The organism is Massiliimicrobium timonense (assembly GCF_042850985.1).
GTDB lineage: Bacteria > Bacillota_I > Bacilli_A > Erysipelotrichales > Coprobacillaceae > Allocoprobacillus.
Map to the genome: position 1 here is coordinate 1,195,381 of NZ_AP031415.1, position 16,650 is coordinate 1,212,030.

Annotated in this window: 14 protein-coding genes and 11 tRNA genes; 23 read left to right on the top strand and 2 right to left on the bottom strand. The window is 33.4% G+C overall.

Annotated elements, in window-relative coordinates; genetic code table 11:
* Window positions 1-71 precede the first annotated feature (71 nt).
* From ACGHJ8_RS06235 to pap, 3 genes are all read left to right on the top strand, one after another.
* A complete protein-coding gene (locus tag ACGHJ8_RS06235) occupies window positions 72-1,022 on the top strand; it encodes an ROK family protein (protein WP_390542252.1) in 951 nt (316 codons plus the stop codon).
* On the top strand, window positions 1,015-1,905 hold the full coding sequence (locus ACGHJ8_RS06240; RefSeq protein WP_205090012.1) for a PHP domain-containing protein: 891 nt from the start codon (window positions 1,015-1,017) through the stop codon (window positions 1,903-1,905). Before ACGHJ8_RS06235 ends, ACGHJ8_RS06240 begins: the two co-directional genes overlap by 8 nt.
* A gap of 96 nt (window positions 1,906-2,001) precedes the next feature.
* Window positions 2,002-3,477 carry a polyphosphate:AMP phosphotransferase gene (gene pap / locus ACGHJ8_RS06245; protein WP_211964800.1) on the top strand — a complete coding sequence of 492 codons (1,476 nt, stop codon included), beginning with the start codon at window positions 2,002-2,004 and terminating at the stop codon, window positions 3,475-3,477.
* Between the two features lie 21 nt (window positions 3,478-3,498).
* On the opposite strand, the gene ACGHJ8_RS06250 is transcribed toward pap, so the two are convergent.
* Window positions 3,499-4,275, bottom strand: coding sequence for a Cof-type HAD-IIB family hydrolase (locus ACGHJ8_RS06250; RefSeq protein WP_390542255.1), 777 nt, complete (start codon window positions 4,273-4,275; stop codon window positions 3,499-3,501).
* A gap of 132 nt (window positions 4,276-4,407) precedes the next feature.
* On the opposite strand from ACGHJ8_RS06250, the gene ACGHJ8_RS06255 reads away from it, so the two are divergent.
* From ACGHJ8_RS06255 to ACGHJ8_RS06350, 20 genes are all read left to right on the top strand, one after another.
* Window positions 4,408-5,319: an AEC family transporter gene (locus ACGHJ8_RS06255; protein ID WP_390542257.1), complete on the top strand. Its 912-nt coding sequence runs from the start codon at window positions 4,408-4,410 to the stop codon at window positions 5,317-5,319.
* Between the two features lie 72 nt (window positions 5,320-5,391).
* A complete protein-coding gene (gene recG, locus ACGHJ8_RS06260; RefSeq protein WP_390542259.1) occupies window positions 5,392-7,401 on the top strand; it encodes an ATP-dependent DNA helicase RecG in 2,010 nt (669 codons plus the stop codon).
* 35 nt (window positions 7,402-7,436) lie between these two features.
* A complete protein-coding gene (plsX, locus tag ACGHJ8_RS06265; RefSeq protein WP_390542261.1) occupies window positions 7,437-8,420 on the top strand; it encodes a phosphate acyltransferase PlsX in 984 nt (327 codons plus the stop codon).
* Entirely contained in the window at window positions 8,417-9,100 is a 684-nt protein-coding gene (gene rnc, locus ACGHJ8_RS06270; protein WP_087358884.1) for a ribonuclease III, read from the top strand. The genes plsX and rnc overlap by 4 nt, the downstream gene beginning before the upstream one ends.
* Window positions 9,101-9,159: 59 nt before the next feature.
* Window positions 9,160-9,426 carry a LysM domain-containing protein gene (locus tag ACGHJ8_RS06275; RefSeq protein ID WP_087358886.1) on the top strand — a complete coding sequence of 89 codons (267 nt, stop codon included), beginning with the start codon at window positions 9,160-9,162 and terminating at the stop codon, window positions 9,424-9,426.
* Between the two features lie 54 nt (window positions 9,427-9,480).
* A complete protein-coding gene (locus ACGHJ8_RS06280; RefSeq protein WP_087358888.1) occupies window positions 9,481-9,837 on the top strand; it encodes an FMN-binding protein in 357 nt (118 codons plus the stop codon).
* A 116-nt stretch (window positions 9,838-9,953) separates the two neighbouring features.
* Complete coding sequence (locus tag ACGHJ8_RS06285) at window positions 9,954-11,423, top strand: nicotinate phosphoribosyltransferase (RefSeq protein ID WP_087358889.1); 1,470 nt, start codon at window positions 9,954-9,956, stop codon at window positions 11,421-11,423.
* A 26-nt stretch (window positions 11,424-11,449) separates the two neighbouring features.
* Entirely contained in the window at window positions 11,450-12,280 is an 831-nt protein-coding gene (locus ACGHJ8_RS06290; RefSeq protein ID WP_087358891.1) for a prephenate dehydrogenase, read from the top strand.
* Window positions 12,281-12,491: 211 nt separating this feature from the next.
* Window positions 12,492-12,566 (top strand) — tRNA-Cys (locus ACGHJ8_RS06295).
* Window positions 12,567-12,571: 5 nt separating this feature from the next.
* A tRNA-Leu gene (locus tag ACGHJ8_RS06300) sits at window positions 12,572-12,660 on the top strand.
* Between the two features lie 98 nt (window positions 12,661-12,758).
* Window positions 12,759-12,835, top strand: a tRNA-Arg gene (locus ACGHJ8_RS06305).
* A gap of 14 nt (window positions 12,836-12,849) precedes the next feature.
* Window positions 12,850-12,926, top strand: a tRNA-Pro gene (locus ACGHJ8_RS06310).
* Between the two features lie 6 nt (window positions 12,927-12,932).
* Window positions 12,933-13,008 (top strand) — tRNA-Ala (locus ACGHJ8_RS06315).
* A 9-nt stretch (window positions 13,009-13,017) separates the two neighbouring features.
* Window positions 13,018-13,110: transfer RNA gene (locus ACGHJ8_RS06320), tRNA-Ser, on the top strand.
* A 9-nt stretch (window positions 13,111-13,119) separates the two neighbouring features.
* Window positions 13,120-13,196: transfer RNA gene (locus ACGHJ8_RS06325), tRNA-Met, on the top strand.
* Window positions 13,197-13,199: 3 nt separating this feature from the next.
* Window positions 13,200-13,276 (top strand) — tRNA-Asp (locus ACGHJ8_RS06330).
* A gap of 8 nt (window positions 13,277-13,284) precedes the next feature.
* Window positions 13,285-13,360 (top strand) — tRNA-Phe (locus tag ACGHJ8_RS06335).
* A 26-nt stretch (window positions 13,361-13,386) separates the two neighbouring features.
* A tRNA-Met gene (locus tag ACGHJ8_RS06340) sits at window positions 13,387-13,463 on the top strand.
* A 40-nt stretch (window positions 13,464-13,503) separates the two neighbouring features.
* A tRNA-Ile gene (locus tag ACGHJ8_RS06345) sits at window positions 13,504-13,580 on the top strand.
* A gap of 126 nt (window positions 13,581-13,706) precedes the next feature.
* Entirely contained in the window at window positions 13,707-16,064 is a 2,358-nt protein-coding gene (locus tag ACGHJ8_RS06350) for an HAD-IC family P-type ATPase (protein WP_390542265.1), read from the top strand.
* Here the strand turns inward: ACGHJ8_RS06350 and ACGHJ8_RS06355 are convergent.
* Window positions 16,040-16,585 carry a hypothetical protein gene (locus ACGHJ8_RS06355; RefSeq protein ID WP_087358895.1) on the bottom strand — a complete coding sequence of 182 codons (546 nt, stop codon included), beginning with the start codon at window positions 16,583-16,585 and terminating at the stop codon, window positions 16,040-16,042. The two genes, ACGHJ8_RS06350 and ACGHJ8_RS06355, sit on opposite strands and share 25 nt — an antisense overlap.
* Window positions 16,586-16,650: the final 65 nt, after the last annotated feature.

Consider the following 16,650-nt stretch of genomic DNA (forward strand, 5'->3'; position numbering starts at 1 on the left):
ACTTTCGATAAGTCTTGACGAAAGTGTGAGAAAAGAGGGATAATTTGTCAAAGGCCAATGATTTGAAATTCATGAATACACAAAAAATCAGAAAATGTTTTTATCAAGGGAAAGTCTGGACCAAAACAGAACTTGCTAGTGTTACACAATTATCATTAGCTTCTATTACAAATATTTTACAGGAATTGCTGAAAAGTCAAGAAATCTTATTTATTGGCGAAAATGATTCAACAGGAGGAAGAAAATCAAAACAGTATGTTTTGAATAAGGATTATTGTCATCTTTTAAAGGTAATTTTAAAAAAACAAAAAGATCATGATGAAGTGATTTGTATAGATGTAGATTTGTTTAATCATATTATTTTAAAAAAACATGTATCTTTTTTATGTCTTAGACAAGATGAATTGAAAAATATTTTGATAGAGATAATCCAAAATGATCATTTCATAACAATGATGAGCTTGAGTGTACCTGGTGTTTGTCATGATGGAATAGTAGATGTTTGTGATTTTAAGGCATTTGAGAATATGGATTTGAAAGCATATATCCAGACTTTTTACTCACATCAGATTATCATTGAAAATGATGTGAATATTGCCAGTATTGGTTTTTCGGCTTTATATCCAAACTATCAACATATGGTTCTGGTTTATCAGCCATTAGTGGAATATATTGGATGTGGTATGATTATCAATGGAACATTGTATGATGGATTTACACATTTTGCTGGAGAATTACGCTACTTACCATTTTATACCTTACAACAACAAGATCAGTTATTAAAAACCAATCCTATGGAATTATTGGAAAAACAGTTGACAACCCTTTGTTGTGTTATGAATCCAGAGATCATTGGCATCTTTAGTGATGTGATTGATGATGTCAGTGATATACATCTTTCAGGTATTCCAGCTACACATCAGCCACAAATTGTTGATGTGGAAGATTTGTATCCATTGATTGAATCAGGACTTTATCGAATGAGTATGCAAAAAATAATGGAGGAAAAAGAAGATGAATAAGAGTCATATTGATTTACATATGCATAGTATGTATAGTGACGATGGGGAATATTCACCTGAACAACTTGTTAGAATGTGTCATGAATCAGGTGTTCGTATTATGGCTATTGCTGATCATAACTGGATCAAAGCGAATAAGGAAGCTAAAGAACAGGCACAGGCATTAGGCATAACATATATTCCAGCCATTGAAATTGACTGTACTTATCAAGGAGTTAATTTACATGTACTTGGTTATGGTATTGATGATGATCCATCATTAAATCAATTAGGGGAAAGTATTGAAAAGCAGGAATTAGCCTGTAGTATGAAAAAATTGGAACTGACTAATGCTTTAGGTTTTGATTTGAAAAAGGAACAGCTTGATGCTTTGTCTGATAACGGTGTTTATACAGGGGAAATGTTTGGTGAAGCATTATTGAAAGATCCAAGATATCAAGATCATGAATTGTTGAAATGTTATCGTGAAGGAGGTTCACGTAGTGATAATCCTTATGTGAACTTTTATTGGGATTATTATGCACAGGGAAAGCCATGCTATACAGAAATTTATTTTCCTACATTAGAAGATACAATTCAATTGATTCATCATCATGGTGGTATAGCTGTACTAGCACATCCGGGTAATAATTTGAAAGGGAAATATGAATTATTTGATGAAATGGTAGCTTTAGGTTTAGAGGGGGTAGAATGTTTTTCAAGTTATCATACACCAGAAACAAATGACTATTTTTATCAAAAAGCGAAAGCATTAAATATTTTATATACTTGTGGCAGTGATTTTCATGGCAAGACAAAACCTGCTATTCATTTAGGAGAAAATGGTTGTCCTCAACCTTATGAGATTGAACAACTTTTAAGAACATATCAATTGATAAAATAATGCCTGTTATGGGTATTATTTTTATTTTGATTGGCTTTTTATTTAAACGCTTACATAAAAGTGATAAAATAAAATTATGTAGGTAGGAGGAGAATTATGTTAAAGAATTATAATTTTGAACAAATTGAAATTGCGCCCGATATTGAAGAATGTTTAGAAAATGCAAAACTGGAGTTGTCTAAAAAACAGATGATATTAAAAGAAAAGAAATTACCTGTCATTGTGTTGTTTGAAGGATGGGGAGCATCTGGCATAGGGACAACACTTGGAAAAGTGATTCAAAATATGGACCCTCGTTTTTATAATGTTGAAACGATGAATAAGATCAGTGAAGATGAACAACGTCGTCCATTTTTATATCGCTATTTTTTGCGTATTCCGGAAAATGGTATGGCCACTTTTTATGATCATGGCTGGATGAACGATTTAACAAAACAATACATGCATCAGACCATTTCTAAAAAAACATATCATCAACGCATCAAAAGTATTCAAAAGTTTGAAAGAACATTAGTTGACAATGGTTATCTTGTGATTAAATTTTTTTTCCATATTTCCAGATATGAACAAACGCAGCGTATGCATAAATTGTTAAAAAATAAAAATACAAAATGGCGTATCAGTGATGAAGATTTGTATCAGAATAAACATTATGAAGAATATTTAGATGTTTATGATGATTATATGAATCTAACAAATGATTCTTATGCACCTTGGTATGTTATTGATGCGACAAATAAAAAATTAGCACAATTACAGGTTTTAGAAACATTAATGAGCTGTATTCAAGAACATCTTGATCATCCAAAACAGGATGCTCCTTTGATTGACAACGTTTTTGAAATGCGTGAAATGATTCATTTGGATGATTATGATTTAAGTGTGAGCATCAGTGATGAAACATATCGTAAAGAATTAAAAAAATGTCGTAAAAAATTAATGAAATTACATAATAAACTTTATCGTCGAAAGATTCCAGTGATTATTGCCTATGAAGGATGGGATGCAGCTGGAAAAGGTGGAAATATTAAAAGAGTGACTTCTGGACTTGATCCAAGAGGTTATACAGTTTATCCAATTGCTGCTCCTGATAAAAGTGAATTGAATAGACATTACTTATGGCGTTTTTATAAACGTCTGCCTAAAGATGGACATATTGCGATTTTTGATAGAACATGGTATGGTCGTGTCATGGTTGAAAGATTAGAGGGCTTCTGTAGTGAAAATGATTGGCAGAGAGCCTATAATGAAATGAATGAATTTGAAAAAGAACTTTATGACTGGGGTGCCATTGTTATTAAATTCTGGGTACAGATTGATAATCAGACGCAATTAGAACGTTTTACGGAACGTCAAAATACACCGGAAAAACAATGGAAGATTACAGAAGAAGATTGGCGTAATCGTGAAAAATGGGATTTGTATGAAAATGCTATTACAGAAATGTTGCAAAAGACTAATACAATTTTTGCACCTTGGTATATTCTTGAATCAGTTGATAAAAAATATGCCCGTATTAAGGCAATGAAAATTGTGATTCGTGAAATTGAAAAAAGATTAGAGAAAAAATAAGAATAGGGCAGAACCTTATTCTTATTTTTCTAATAAATGGTAATGTAAACAGGCTTTATAAATGCCATCATGATCAACATCATCAGTGACATAGTCTACAACGGATTTAACTTTATCACTGGCATTATTCATAGCAACACTGATGGCTACATGCTGTAACATGGGGATATCATTTCCACCATCACCAAAAGCCATTGTTGAAGATAAATCTATATCATAATATTTTAAAAATTTATCAATACCATGTTGTTTAGAACCACCCATAGGTGAAATATCACAAAATGTTGGATACCATCTGGAAGCATGACAATGTGGCATGACTTTTAATAATTCTTTTTCTTCTTTTTCATCAACAAAGCACATGCACTGATAAATTTTTTTATGAACGACTTCACTACAGTCTTTGGCTGGATGATCATCATTATGAGTGATTTTGTGGATTTCATCAACCAGATGATTACGCATATTAAAATATTTGGTATGTTCTTCAGTAAAACCGCAAGGAAAAGGTTTTTCTTTTAAATAATCTAATAAACTTTGAATGTCTAATGGATCAATTGTATTTTCATAGATAACTTTTTCATGAGTAAAACAATATTGTCCATTTAAAGTGATATAACCATCAAAAGGAAAACCTTCTAATATATCTAAACCATCTTTCCCTCTACCTGTCGCAATAAATAATTTAATACCTTGCTTTTTTAAAGCTTTTAAAGTTTGGAATGTTGAACGAGAAACTTGATGAGTCTGAAAACTGGCTAATGTTCCATCAATGTCAAAAAATATCGCTTGAATCATAATATCCTCCTGTTTTTCTTTGATATTTATTATATCAATCATTTTTTGATTTTACAATTTTTTTCATATTTTGCTTGTTTTTTCTTTTTATACTTAGACATGTTATAATGCATAGAGAAAGAAGGGGTTTATATGTTTGATGTTTTTATAACGTCATTGACTTTTGTACTTATTATTGTGATTGCTTATACATTGAAGAAATGGAAAGTTTTAAAAAAACAGGATGCCAATATTTTAGCAACCATTATTATGAATGTGACTTTGCCTTGTGCCTTACTGACAAGTGCTAATGGAATTTCATTAGATATCACCATTATTATTTTAATAATCATAGGTATTCTTTCTAATGTTTTGATGATTGTTGTGGGTTATATCGCTTCAAGAAAAGAACGACCTATTTTAAAAGGAACTTATATGATTAATGTTTCAGGTTATAATATCGGTAATTTCATTCTTCCTTTTATACAGGCATTTTATCCTGGAATGGGTGTTGTCTATTTATGTTCTTTTGATATTGGAAATGCTTTAATGGGACTGGGAATTACATATGCCTTGGCTGATCATGTGGCAAGTGGTGAAAATTCATTTTCTTTACAGGAAACATTGAAAAAGCTGTTTTCATCTATTCCATTTGATGTGTATCTATTGATTTTCTTGATGGCTATTTTTCAGTTACAGTTTCCATCGTTTGTGCTATCTAGCGCAACGACTATTGGAGCCGGAAATAGCTTTTTAGCAATGATGATGATTGGATTAATGCTGGAAGTTAAAGTGGCTTCTCATGAAGCTTTGCACGTGATAAAAATTATCGTTTTAAGAATTGCTGGAAATTTGCTGCTGGCAGGAGTGGCTTTTATGATTTTACCATTACCTTTACTTGCTAAAGAAATTTTAATTATGGCTCTTTTAGCTCCGTTATCTTCAGTTTCAGCTGTCTTTTGTCAAAAGATTGGATATAGTGGGGATATGCCAGCGACGACAAATTCTTTAAGCATCATTATATCTATTATAAGTATGTTTATTCTGTTATTGATTTTTGTATAATCTAAGATATTCTTGAATAGAGAGTATCTTTTTTTTAAATTTATGATACAATAAACGACAGGTGGTGAGAAGATGACAGATATTCGCTTATTAAAAACAACAGAGAAACGTTTAGAACTTTTAAGACAAATGAATATTCATACATTAGAAGATTTGGTATCACAATATCCGTATCGTTATGAAATCATTGAAGAACAATATCCTACAGATGAAGATGATCATGTTGTTATTGAGGGGACAGTTATCTCACCCGTAAAGATTTTTTTTAAAGGCAGAATGTCAAGAATGACATTTGAAGTCGAGGATCGTTATTTACAACATTTTCAAGTCACTATTTTTAATCGTCATTTTTTAAGACAATATTTAAAAATAGATACAATTGTGACAATCATAGGAAAATGTCAAAACCATCGTATCACAGCCTCAGATTTAAAAGTCAAACCTCTACAGGAAATAAAAGGGATTTATCCGGTTTATTCATTAAAAGAAGGGTTAACTCAAAAATCTTTTAGACAATATATCAAAAAAGCATTACATCTTTTACATCAACAGATTGAAGATTTTATTCCTGAAAAATATTTAATTCAACATCATCTTATTCGTAAGGAAAATGCTCTGTATTGTATTCATTTTCCAGAAAATAAAAAAGATATTCAAGAAGCTTTAAAATATTTAAAATATGAGGAATTTTTAAAATTTCAATTAACGATGCAATTGATTAAACAACAGCGTATTCAAGAAATTGGGATGGCTAAAGATTTTGATGTGACTGTTTTTCAAAACTGGATTTTATCTTTACCTTTTCCACTCACAACAGATCAGCAGAAGGCTATTAAAGATATTGTGGAAGATTTAAAAAGTCCTCATATGATGTATCGTTTTTTGCAGGGAGATGTGGGAAGTGGAAAAACTGTTGTCAGTTTGGCAGCTTTATATGCTAATTATTTAGCAGGATTTCAAGGAGCATTGATGGCTCCTACAGAAATTTTGGCAACACAGCATTATCAGACTTTAACTCATTTTTTAGAAGAAACACCTGTTCGTATTGAATTATTGACGGGGTCTTTATCAGTAAAAGAAAAAGAAGTAAGCTATCAAAGAATAGCTCAAGGAGAAGCAGACATCATCGTTGGAACACATGCTTTATTTCAAGATAAAGTGGTTTATTCTAAACTGGGACTCGTTATTACTGATGAGCAGCATCGTTTTGGTGTAATGCAAAGAAAGGCATTGAAAAATAAAGGACAACAGGTTGATTTTTTAATCATGAGTGCTACACCTATTCCCCGTACTTTAGCTATTTCTATGTATGGTGATATGGATGTGTCAACAATCAAAACAATGCCTCAAGGACGATTGCCTGTTATTACCAAGTATATTCATTCTGCTTCAATGAAACCTATTCTAAAAGATTTAAAGAATTATCTGGCACGTGGGGGTCAATGTTATGTGATTTGTCCTCTGGTAGAAGAAAGTGATCATCTGGAAGCTAAGAGTGCGATGCAGATTGCTGATGCGATGCAAAGATATTTTCAAAAACAGTATCATGTTGGATTATTACATGGACAAATGAAAGATGAAGATAAAGAAAAAGTTATGACAGGTTTTTTAAATAATACCATTCAAATTCTTGTTTCCACAACGGTTGTGGAAGTAGGGGTTGATGTGAAAAATGCCAATATGATGGTTATTTATAATGCTGAACGTTTTGGGTTAAGTCAATTACATCAATTACGTGGACGTATTGGACGTGGGAAGGAACAGGCTTATTGTTATTTGATGAGTGCTTCTTCGTCACCAGAAGCAAAAGAGCGTTTACAGTATCTAGAAAAGAGTCATGATGGTTTTGAAATTTCTTTGTATGATTTAAAATTAAGAGGACCCGGTGAAGTCTTGGGACAGCGTCAAAGTGGTTTGCCGACTTTTCTGGTGGCAGATGTGATGAAAGATTTTCCGATTTTATCAGTGGCTAGAAAAGATGCCCAAGAAATGATTTATGATTATGTTCAAAATCATGAGTATCAAGGAATCATGAGTCAGATTCAAGAGAAATTGAAAGTGAATAATGAATATGTTGATTAAATATGTTATACTTACAAACAAGGAGTGAATGGAACATGTATAAATTATCAATAGATGCAATGAGTGGAGATTTAGGAAGTGCAATTGTGGTGGAAGCTTGTGAGATGTTTATAAAAAGCCATCATGATGCAGAACTTTATGTAACTGGGAAAAAAGAAGAATTAGAAAAATTATCAAGTTATCCTCATATTCATATTGTCGATGCCAGAGATATTGTGAAAATGGATGATGGAATTATGTCAGTGCGTCGTAAAAAGGAATCAAGCATGGTAAAAGCTGTGATGATGGCTAGAGAAGGAATTGTTGATGGGGTTGTTTCTTGTGGCTCTACAGGGGCTTTTTATACGAGTGCAATGTTATTTTTAAAACGTATTGAAGGTGTTGAAAAATCATGTTTAATGGTTATGATGCCAACTTATAATGGCAAAGGTATGGCTATGCTGGATGTTGGTGCCAATGCTGAAAATACGGCAGAGCAGCTTTATGATTTTGCGATTATGGGACATATTTATGCGAAAAATATACGTGGTATTCAGCAACCTCGTGTCGCTTTATTGAATATTGGTACGGAATCAAAAAAGGGAGATGAAACACATCAAAAAGCTTATCAATTATTACAACAAAGTGATCGTTTGCATTTTGTTGGCAATGTAGAAGGACGCGATATCCTCAGTGGTGATTATGATGTTGTGGTCACTGATGGTTTTAGTGGGAATATTGCTTTAAAGACTTGTGAGGGTGTTGCAGGAACTTTAATGAAAATGATTAAAGAAAGTATGATGTCTTCTTTTAAGGGAAAACTAGGAGCATTACTAGCAAAATCATCATTATATAGTTTAAAAGAAAAATTTGATTATAAATCTGTCGGTGGCGCTTTGATGATGGGATTTGAAAAAGCTGTTGTCAAAGCTCATGGAGCCAGTGATGCAAAAGCATTTTCTAATGCGATGGATTTAGCTTATCAGATGGTTAAAATGGATGTTGTTGGACAAATGAAAGAAGGATTAAGCCAAAAATGAAAATATTAGATTTTTTACAAAAAGAAAAAATACCATTTCAAAATTTATCACTTTATAAAGAAGCTTTTACACATGCTTCTTATGCCAATGAATCTCATTATGTGCATAAAGATTATGAGCGTTTAGAATTTATGGGTGATGCTGTTTTGCAGTTATATGTATCAGAATTTATTTTTAAGCTCTTTCCCGATGCCCCAGAAGGAACATTGACAACGTTACGTAGTAAGCTAGTTAGAGAAGAATCACTGGCACGTTTTTCTAAAGAACTGGGACTTGGAGAACTCCTTTATCTAGGGGTTGGAGAAGAAAAAAGTGGTGGTCGTGAGCGCGAGAGTGTTTTAGCTAATATTTTTGAGTCTTTTGTAGGTGCACTCTATTTGGATTGTGGTAAAGATGAAGTTTTAAAAATTTTACATCAAACGATTTTTAGACATGTTAATGATTTAGATTATGATGATATTACAGATTATAAAACAACGCTTCAAGAACTGATTCAAGCCGATCAACGTCGTACCGTAACATATGAACTCTTAGAAACATCTGGACCATCTAATGCCCCAGAATTTAAAGTGGCCGTGATGATGGATGATATGTGTCTAGGAATAGGAAAAGGCACAAGCAAGAAAAAAGCTGAGCAACAGGCTGCAAAAGATGCTTTAAATAAAATGGCAACAAAATAAGTGAAAAGTGCCTAAACATGATTATCGAAAATACATATATTATCTTGGGAGTGATAATCATGTATAATCCATATATGTATGATGATGAAAGAATTGTCAATCCACGTGTAGGAGAGATTATCTTATATACAGTTCATAAGGGTGACAATGTTTATCGTATTGCGAAAACTTTGCATAGTGAGGTGGCATGGATTCAGGTGATGAATCAGTTGGATGATGATTTGATGATTCATCCTCAACAACAATTGCTCATCCCAATTGTTTTCCAAAAGATTCCACCAGTGCCACAGCCTTATCAAAGAGAAACCTATGATTTATATTTTTAAAAAAATGCATAAGATTGAAAATTAAGCAAAAACTATAAATAGGAGGTTGAAATGATGAAAAGAGTATTCATCCTATTTGTAGTTTTTTTGTTATGTGGATGTAGTCCACAGAAAAATGAAGAAACAAAGAAAAACCAATATAAAGATGGCACTTATACAACGACGGCAATGGGATATGGTGGAGAATTTGAAGTCGAAACAACATTTAAAGATGATCGTATTCAAGATATTGTCATTAAAGAACATAATGAAACACCTTCAATTGGTGGAGTTGCTTTAGAACAAATGATTACAGCTATGAAAGAAAAGAATCATTACGATGTGGATACGATTTCTGGAGCAACAAAATCTTCTCAGGCATTGAAAGAAGCTGTCATCAAAGCTTATGAAAAAGCTAAAAATGAATCGTGATTTTTTTATGGAAAGTAGTTACAAAAAAAGTGGCTACTTTTTTTGTAAGAAACGAATAAGACTTTATTTTTTTTTTGATTTGGTATATGATAATGAAAATGATAGGGGGTTCAATAATGGAAGAAAACTATGTTGGTCGTGAAAGAAATATTACTTTAATTATGGATTTTTATGAATTAACGATGTCATACAATTATTTTAAATTAGGAAAACAAGATGAAATTGTTTATTTTGATATGTTTTATCGTAAGAATCCTGATCAAGGTGGGTTTGTCATTTTTGCGGGTTTACAACAGCTCATTGAAGCTATTGAAAATATGCATTTTAGTGATGGAGATATTGAATATTTAAGATCTCTGAATGTTTTTGATGAAGACTTTTTTGCTTATTTAAAGGATTTTCATTTTACTGGAACAATTTATTCGGTTAAAGAAGGGACGCCTGTCTTTCCTTATGAACCATTAATTACAGTCAAAGCAAAATTGATTGAAGCGCAATTGATTGAAACCTTCTTACTTGTGACAATTAATCATCAGTCATTGATTGCGACAAAGGCAAGACGTATCGTTCAAGAAGCCAAAGGACGTCCAGTTATGGAGTTTGGTGCAAGACGTGCTCAAGGCTATGATGGGGCTCATTATGGAGCGAGAGCGGCCTATATTGGTGGTGTTGTAGGAAGTGCAACGGTATCGGCTGGAAAAGATTTTCATATGCCTGTGTTAGGGACAATGGCTCATTCTTTTGTGCAGTCATTTGATAGTGAGTATGAAGCGTTTAAAGCTTATGCGTTGACTTATCCGGATAATTGTGTTTTGTTGGTAGATACATATGATACTTTAAAAAGTGGTGTGCCTCACGCTATTAGAGTAGCTGAGGAAGTGCTGGCTCCAATGGGAAAAAGATTAAAAGGAATCCGTTTGGATAGTGGGGATATTGCTTATTTGACTAAAAAAGCGAGAATGATGTTAGATGTAGCAGGATTACACGATTGTCAAATTACAGTATCTAATTCATTAGATGAATATTTAATTCGCTCAGTATTGGAACAAGGAGCTCAAATTGATTCTTTTGGTGTAGGTGAAAATATGATTGTTTCAAAATCTTCACCTGTATTTGGTGGTGTTTATAAATTGGCTGCCATTGAAAAAGATGGACAAATTATTCCAAAAATAAAAATTTCTGAAAATACAGAAAAAATTACAAATCCTGGTTTTAAAAAAGTTTATCGTTTAATTGAAAAAGAAACTCAAAAAGCAATTGCAGATATTATTGCTTTCCATGATGAAGTTTTAGATGAAAATCAAGATTTAACAATCTATCATCAATTAGATTCATGGAAACATAAAACATTATATGCAGGAACATATGAAATTCATCCCCTGCAGACACTTGTTTTTGATGAGGGAAAAAATGTTTATCCACATTATTCATTAGATGAAATTAGGATTTATTCTCAACAACAAAAACAATTATTATGGGATGAAATCTTCCGTTTAGAATATCCTCATATGTATTATGTTGATTTAACAAAAAGATTATTAGATTATAAACTCAAAATGTTGGCGAAAGGAAAAAAAGGACATTAGTCCTTTCTTTTTTAAGGAAGAAGTTTATGAAAATTACAGTTGTTGGTTTAGGTGTTATTGGGGGAAGTTTTGTCAAAGCATTGAAAGGTCTGGGATATGAAGTTTATGGTGTGGATTGTGATTTAAAGACTTTGGAGATGGCAAAAGAGGAAGGTTGTATTCTCGAAGGTTATCAGGATGGACATGATATGATTGCTCAAAGTGATTTAACGATTATTTGCTTATATCCATCAAAAGTTCTGGATTTTATTGCGACACATCATTTTAAAAAAGGAAGTATTGTCACAGATGTTGTTGGTATTAAATCTTATTTCTTACAGCAGGCTCTTTCTATGATTGATAAAGATGTAGAATATATTAGTGGTCATCCTATGGCTGGACGTGAAAAAAAGGGGTATCTTTATGCCAGTAAGGAAGTTTTTGCGAAAGCAAATTATATTGTTATTCAACATCAACACAATCATCAAGAAAAAATAGAATGGATGTGCCAATTTGTTGGACAGTTGGGATTTAAAAGTGTAAAAATCATGAGTCCCTATGATCATGATGAAATTATTTCTTTTACTTCGCAGTTACCACATACTTTAGCTGTTGCATTAATGAATAGTGATGATGAAAAATATGAAACAGGTAAATATATTGGGGATTCTTTCCGTGATTTGACAAGGATTGCTAATATTAATGCGGATTTGTGGACAGAATTATTTTTTCATAATAAAGATTACTTGTTAGCTTCAATGGATCGTTTTGAAAAAGAATTTGATCAATTAAAACAGGCTATTATGAATGAGGATGAAAAGACATTGAAAGAGAAATTTTTACAATCTTCTAAGCGCCGTGAAAAATTAGAATCATAAGAGATATGTAATATGATATCTCTTTTTTTATGAGAAAATAATATTTTTTATAAAAAAATGGAATTTTTAGATTGAAAAAAATAATGGATTTAAGAAGAAAAAATCAAATAGGCAGCAATCAAAAAACAAATGGCTTTAAAAAAATGTAAAAAAGGTATTGCATAAATGTGGAAAATATTATATACTAGGTGAGCAACGAGTTAAGGAAGTTGGTTCCATAGCCAAGTTGGTAAGGCTACAGACTGCAACTCTGTCATCGTCGGTTCGAGTCCGGCTGGAACCTCCAACGTTGCCCAGGTGGCGAAATTGGTAGACGCACAGGACTTAAAATCCTGCGGACCTTAAAATCCGTGCCGGTTCGACTCCGGCCCTGGGCACCAGTTATAAAAAATCAGTTCGAAAAAAGAGCTGAAAAAAATGAAAAAAAGTGTTGCAATTGAATAAGAAATGTGATATTATTGAATGGCACTGTTAAGAGGCGCTAGTAGCTCAACTGGATAGAGTGCTTGACTACGGATCAAGAGGTTGTGGGTTCGATTCCTGCCTAGCGCGCCAATCAAATAAGTCATCGGGAAGTAGCACAGCTTGGTAGTGCACCTGGTTTGGGACCAGGGGGTCGCAGGTTCGAATCCTGTCTTCCCGACCATGTAATGGGGCTTTAGCTCAGCTGGGAGAGCGCCTGCTTTGCACGCAGGAGGTCAGCGGTTCGATCCCGCTAAGCTCCACCATTATGTTGCGGAGGTTTACCCAAGTCCGGCTGAAGGGATCGGTCTTGAAAACCGACAGGGGATGAAAGTCCCGCGGGGGTTCGAATCCCTCAACCTCCGCCATTTAAATATCGCGGGATGGAGCAGTCTGGTAGCTCGTCGGGCTCATAACCCGAAGGTCGTTGGTTCAAATCCTTCTCCCGCAACCAAATGGTCTGGTAGTTCAGTTGGTTAGAATGCCGCCCTGTCACGGCGGAGGTCGCGGGTTCGAGCCCCGTCCAGACCGCCATTTGTTTTGGTTCCGTAGCTCAGTCGGTAGAGCAGAGGACTGAAAATCCTCGTGTCGCTGGTTCGATTCCGGCCGGAACCACCATTCTTTATAAAAACGATTCACTACATGGCGGGGTAGCTCAGTTGGCTAGAGCAATCGGTTCATACCCGGTGGGTCGGGGGTTCGAATCCCTTCCCCGCTACCATTAATGAATTTGGTGGTGAATACCACTTTTTATTTTACTTGGACCCTTAGCTCAGTTGGTTAGAGCTATCGGCTCATAACCGATCGGTCGAAGGTTCGAGTCCTTCAGGGTCCACCATATGTCGTCAACCTCATTTATTGAGGTTTTTTTATTTTTTATATGTTATTTTATGATATAATAATGATGTTGGTATTCATAGAGATTTCACAACAATTATGTATATTATAAAAAGCAGGTGATGAAATGGAAGATATCAAATTAATGGGATTAACACATCAACAAGTCAGTGAACGTATCAAACAAGGATTGGTTAATGTTTCTCATGATAATATTTCTAAAACGAAAAAACAGATTGTTTTAGAGCATACATTGACTTACTTTAATTGTTTAAATGTTTTCTTGGCAGCTATTATTATATCAACAGGAAGATGGACAAATCTGACATTCATGGTTGTTATTTTTGTTAATGCTTTTATTGGTATATATCAAGAATTTAAAGTTAAAAAGATTATTGATCAATTAACAGTTGTCACTGTTAAAAAAGTAAAAGTCATTCGTGATCAACAGGAGATGGTGATTCCTACTGAACAACTTGTCAAAGATGATATTATATTTCTGGAAACAGGAAATCAGATTGGAAGTGATTGTATTGTTTTAGAGTCACATGGTATTGAAGTGAATGAAGCTATGTTGACTGGAGAATCTGAACCTGTCAAAAAGAAGATGAATGATGAATTGCTATCTGGTAGTTTTGTTGTGGCTGGAAGTGCTTATGCAAAGGTGATCCGTGTTGGAAATGATAACTATTCAACAAGACTTGTTCATAAAGCTAAAAATAAAAATAATGCTTCTTCAGAGATGAAAGATTCTATTGAAAAAGTCATTAAAATATTAAGTGTTGTCATTATTCCTGTGGGGCTTGTTTTATTTTTTTCACAACGTAGTGCTTATCCAAATGATTTAGCGACAGCGATTGTAAAAACGGTGGCTGGTGTCGTCGGAATGATTCCAGAGGGACTTGTTTTATTAACGAGTTTGTCCTTTATTATCGGAGTTGGAAAATTGGCACGTAAAAAAGCATTAATTCAAGAAATGGAGGCTATTGAAGCTCTGGCTAGAGTAGATGTTCTTTGTCTTGATAAAACGGGAACAATTACAACAGGAGAATTAAAAGTTGAAAAATTGATTCCGTATCAGCCTTACGATTTACAGGATATTGAATTTGTGATGGGTGTGATGGCTCATGAGTGTGATGATGTGAATGCGACACAATTAGCTTTGCAAGATTATTTCTTTTATCCAGACCATCAAAAGATAGAGGATTATATTCCTTTTTCATCACAACGAAAAATGCGTGGTTTAACGATTGTAGGAAAAGGGCATTATGTTTTAGGTGCACCTGAATTTTTATTACCTGTCAATCATCCTGTGTTAAAAGATATTCAAACATATACCCAAAAAGGATATCGTGTTTTACTTTTAGGGCAGACAGATTCTATTGATGCCTCTACTTTACGTATTGGAAAAGTTGAAACAATGGCATTAATTATCATTTATGATTGCATTCGTCCAGAAGCGAAAGAAACATTACATTTTTTTGAAAATGCACATGTAGATATTCGTATTCTATCGGGGGATAATCCTGTCACGGTTGCCAGAGTTGCCCAATTGGCAGGGTTAAAAGACGGACATTTGTATATTGATGCTTCTACTTTGCCCGAAGATGAATTGGAAATGGAAAAGATTGTTTCTCATTACCATGTTTTTGGTCGTGTACAGCCAGAACAGAAACAACGTATTATGAAGGCTTTACAAGCCAGAGGACATGTTGTTGGGATGGTTGGTGATGGAGTGAATGATGTACTGGCTTTAAAAGATGCAGATTGTGGAATCGCAATGGCAGCTGGGAGTGACGCTGCAAAACAAGCTGCACATATTGTCTTGCTTGATTCTTCTTTTGCTTCTATGGTAGAAATTGTCAAAGAGGGGAGAGCTATCATTGCTGATATTGAAAGAGTGAGTTCACTCTATTTAACAAAAACAATTTATTCTACGGTTCTTTGTCTTGTTTTTGCAGCTTTAAGAATGAGCTATCCTTTTACGCCTTTACAGTTAAGTTTAATCAGTGGTCTGGCTATTGGTTTACCAAGTTTTTTACTGACATTAGAGCGTTCTTCATCTCTATCATCACAAGGCTTTTTAAAACATGTGATTTCTACAGCAGTTCCTTGTGCTTTGACAATGATCACTTATATGCTTTTGATTACTTTTATAGGTTATCAACTGCATTTTGATGAACGTATGTTATCGACTTATTACTATCTTGTGGCTGGATTTATCAGTTTCCTTGTTGTTTTTGTTGTTTGTTTACCTTTAAATCGCCTTAGAGTGATAGTTACAAGTACAATTGCGATTATTTTCTATTTGATTTTAATGGTTATGCATGACTTCTTTGGAATCAATTCTTTATTTTCTATGTCAATGATTTTCATTATTCCAATCTGTTTGAGTACACCTTTTGTCTTATGGCTTTATAAAAAAGGAATAATCTATATCTATCAGTATTTAGAACAACATCAACGTAAAAGTTTTAAATTATAAACAGAAATATGAGCTGTTTTTTTAGAAAGAATTTGTTGACATTGTTCCTTAGAAAGGTCAAAGAGTTTATAAGGGTGAATGTTTACAGTAGATACATAAGCACCACATTTGATTTGAAATGAGCATGTTTGATGTAAATATTCAAATGTTTTATCTTGCAGATAATGATAAAGTTCAATAAAAGCAATTTCGATGAGATCTTCATTTGTATTGAACATGACCATAAAGAAGAAATTTGATCTTTCATAATAGAGATGAACATCTCCAAAATCAAAATAAGTTTTCATTTTCTCTACCAGATGTTTAGAAACATGAAAATAGAGTTGTGGATATTCTTCAATAAAATAAGGAAGAATACGATATTCAATATAAATGCCTGTTAAAAAGCGGACGGATTGTGGAATATGAAGTTGTTTGAAAAAAGGATAAAGATTTTTCTGATAATCAATATGTTGGTATGAAAAATCTGGATCTAAGATTGGAAATTGATATTGATTGTTTGTTATGTCATATATATACATTGTTTTTCACCATGAATATCGTATCATCTTTTTGATAAGAAAATTGTCGATTTATGTCGGTATGT

Bases quoted from the DNA above. Each gene is read 5' to 3' on its own strand.
- ACGHJ8_RS06235 (WP_390542252.1), top strand. From the start codon at position 72: ATGAATACACAAAAAATCAGAAAATGTTTTTATCAAGGGAAAGTCTGG.
- ACGHJ8_RS06240 (WP_205090012.1), top strand. From the start codon at position 1,015: ATGAATAAGAGTCATATTGATTTACATATGCATAGTATGTATAGTGAC.
- pap (WP_211964800.1), top strand. From the start codon at position 2,002: ATGTTAAAGAATTATAATTTTGAACAAATTGAAATTGCGCCCGATATT.
- ACGHJ8_RS06250 (WP_390542255.1), bottom strand. From the start codon at position 4,275: ATGATTCAAGCGATATTTTTTGACATTGATGGAACATTAGCCAGTTTT.
- ACGHJ8_RS06255 (WP_390542257.1), top strand. From the start codon at position 4,408: ATGTTTGATGTTTTTATAACGTCATTGACTTTTGTACTTATTATTGTG.
- recG (WP_390542259.1), top strand. From the start codon at position 5,392: ATGACAGATATTCGCTTATTAAAAACAACAGAGAAACGTTTAGAACTT.
- plsX (WP_390542261.1), top strand. From the start codon at position 7,437: ATGTATAAATTATCAATAGATGCAATGAGTGGAGATTTAGGAAGTGCA.
- rnc (WP_087358884.1), top strand. From the start codon at position 8,417: ATGAAAATATTAGATTTTTTACAAAAAGAAAAAATACCATTTCAAAAT.
- ACGHJ8_RS06275 (WP_087358886.1), top strand. From the start codon at position 9,160: ATGTATAATCCATATATGTATGATGATGAAAGAATTGTCAATCCACGT.
- ACGHJ8_RS06280 (WP_087358888.1), top strand. From the start codon at position 9,481: ATGAAAAGAGTATTCATCCTATTTGTAGTTTTTTTGTTATGTGGATGT.
- ACGHJ8_RS06285 (WP_087358889.1), top strand. From the start codon at position 9,954: ATGGAAGAAAACTATGTTGGTCGTGAAAGAAATATTACTTTAATTATG.
- ACGHJ8_RS06290 (WP_087358891.1), top strand. From the start codon at position 11,450: ATGAAAATTACAGTTGTTGGTTTAGGTGTTATTGGGGGAAGTTTTGTC.
- ACGHJ8_RS06350 (WP_390542265.1), top strand. From the start codon at position 13,707: ATGGAAGATATCAAATTAATGGGATTAACACATCAACAAGTCAGTGAA.
- ACGHJ8_RS06355 (WP_087358895.1), bottom strand. From the start codon at position 16,585: ATGTATATATATGACATAACAAACAATCAATATCAATTTCCAATCTTA.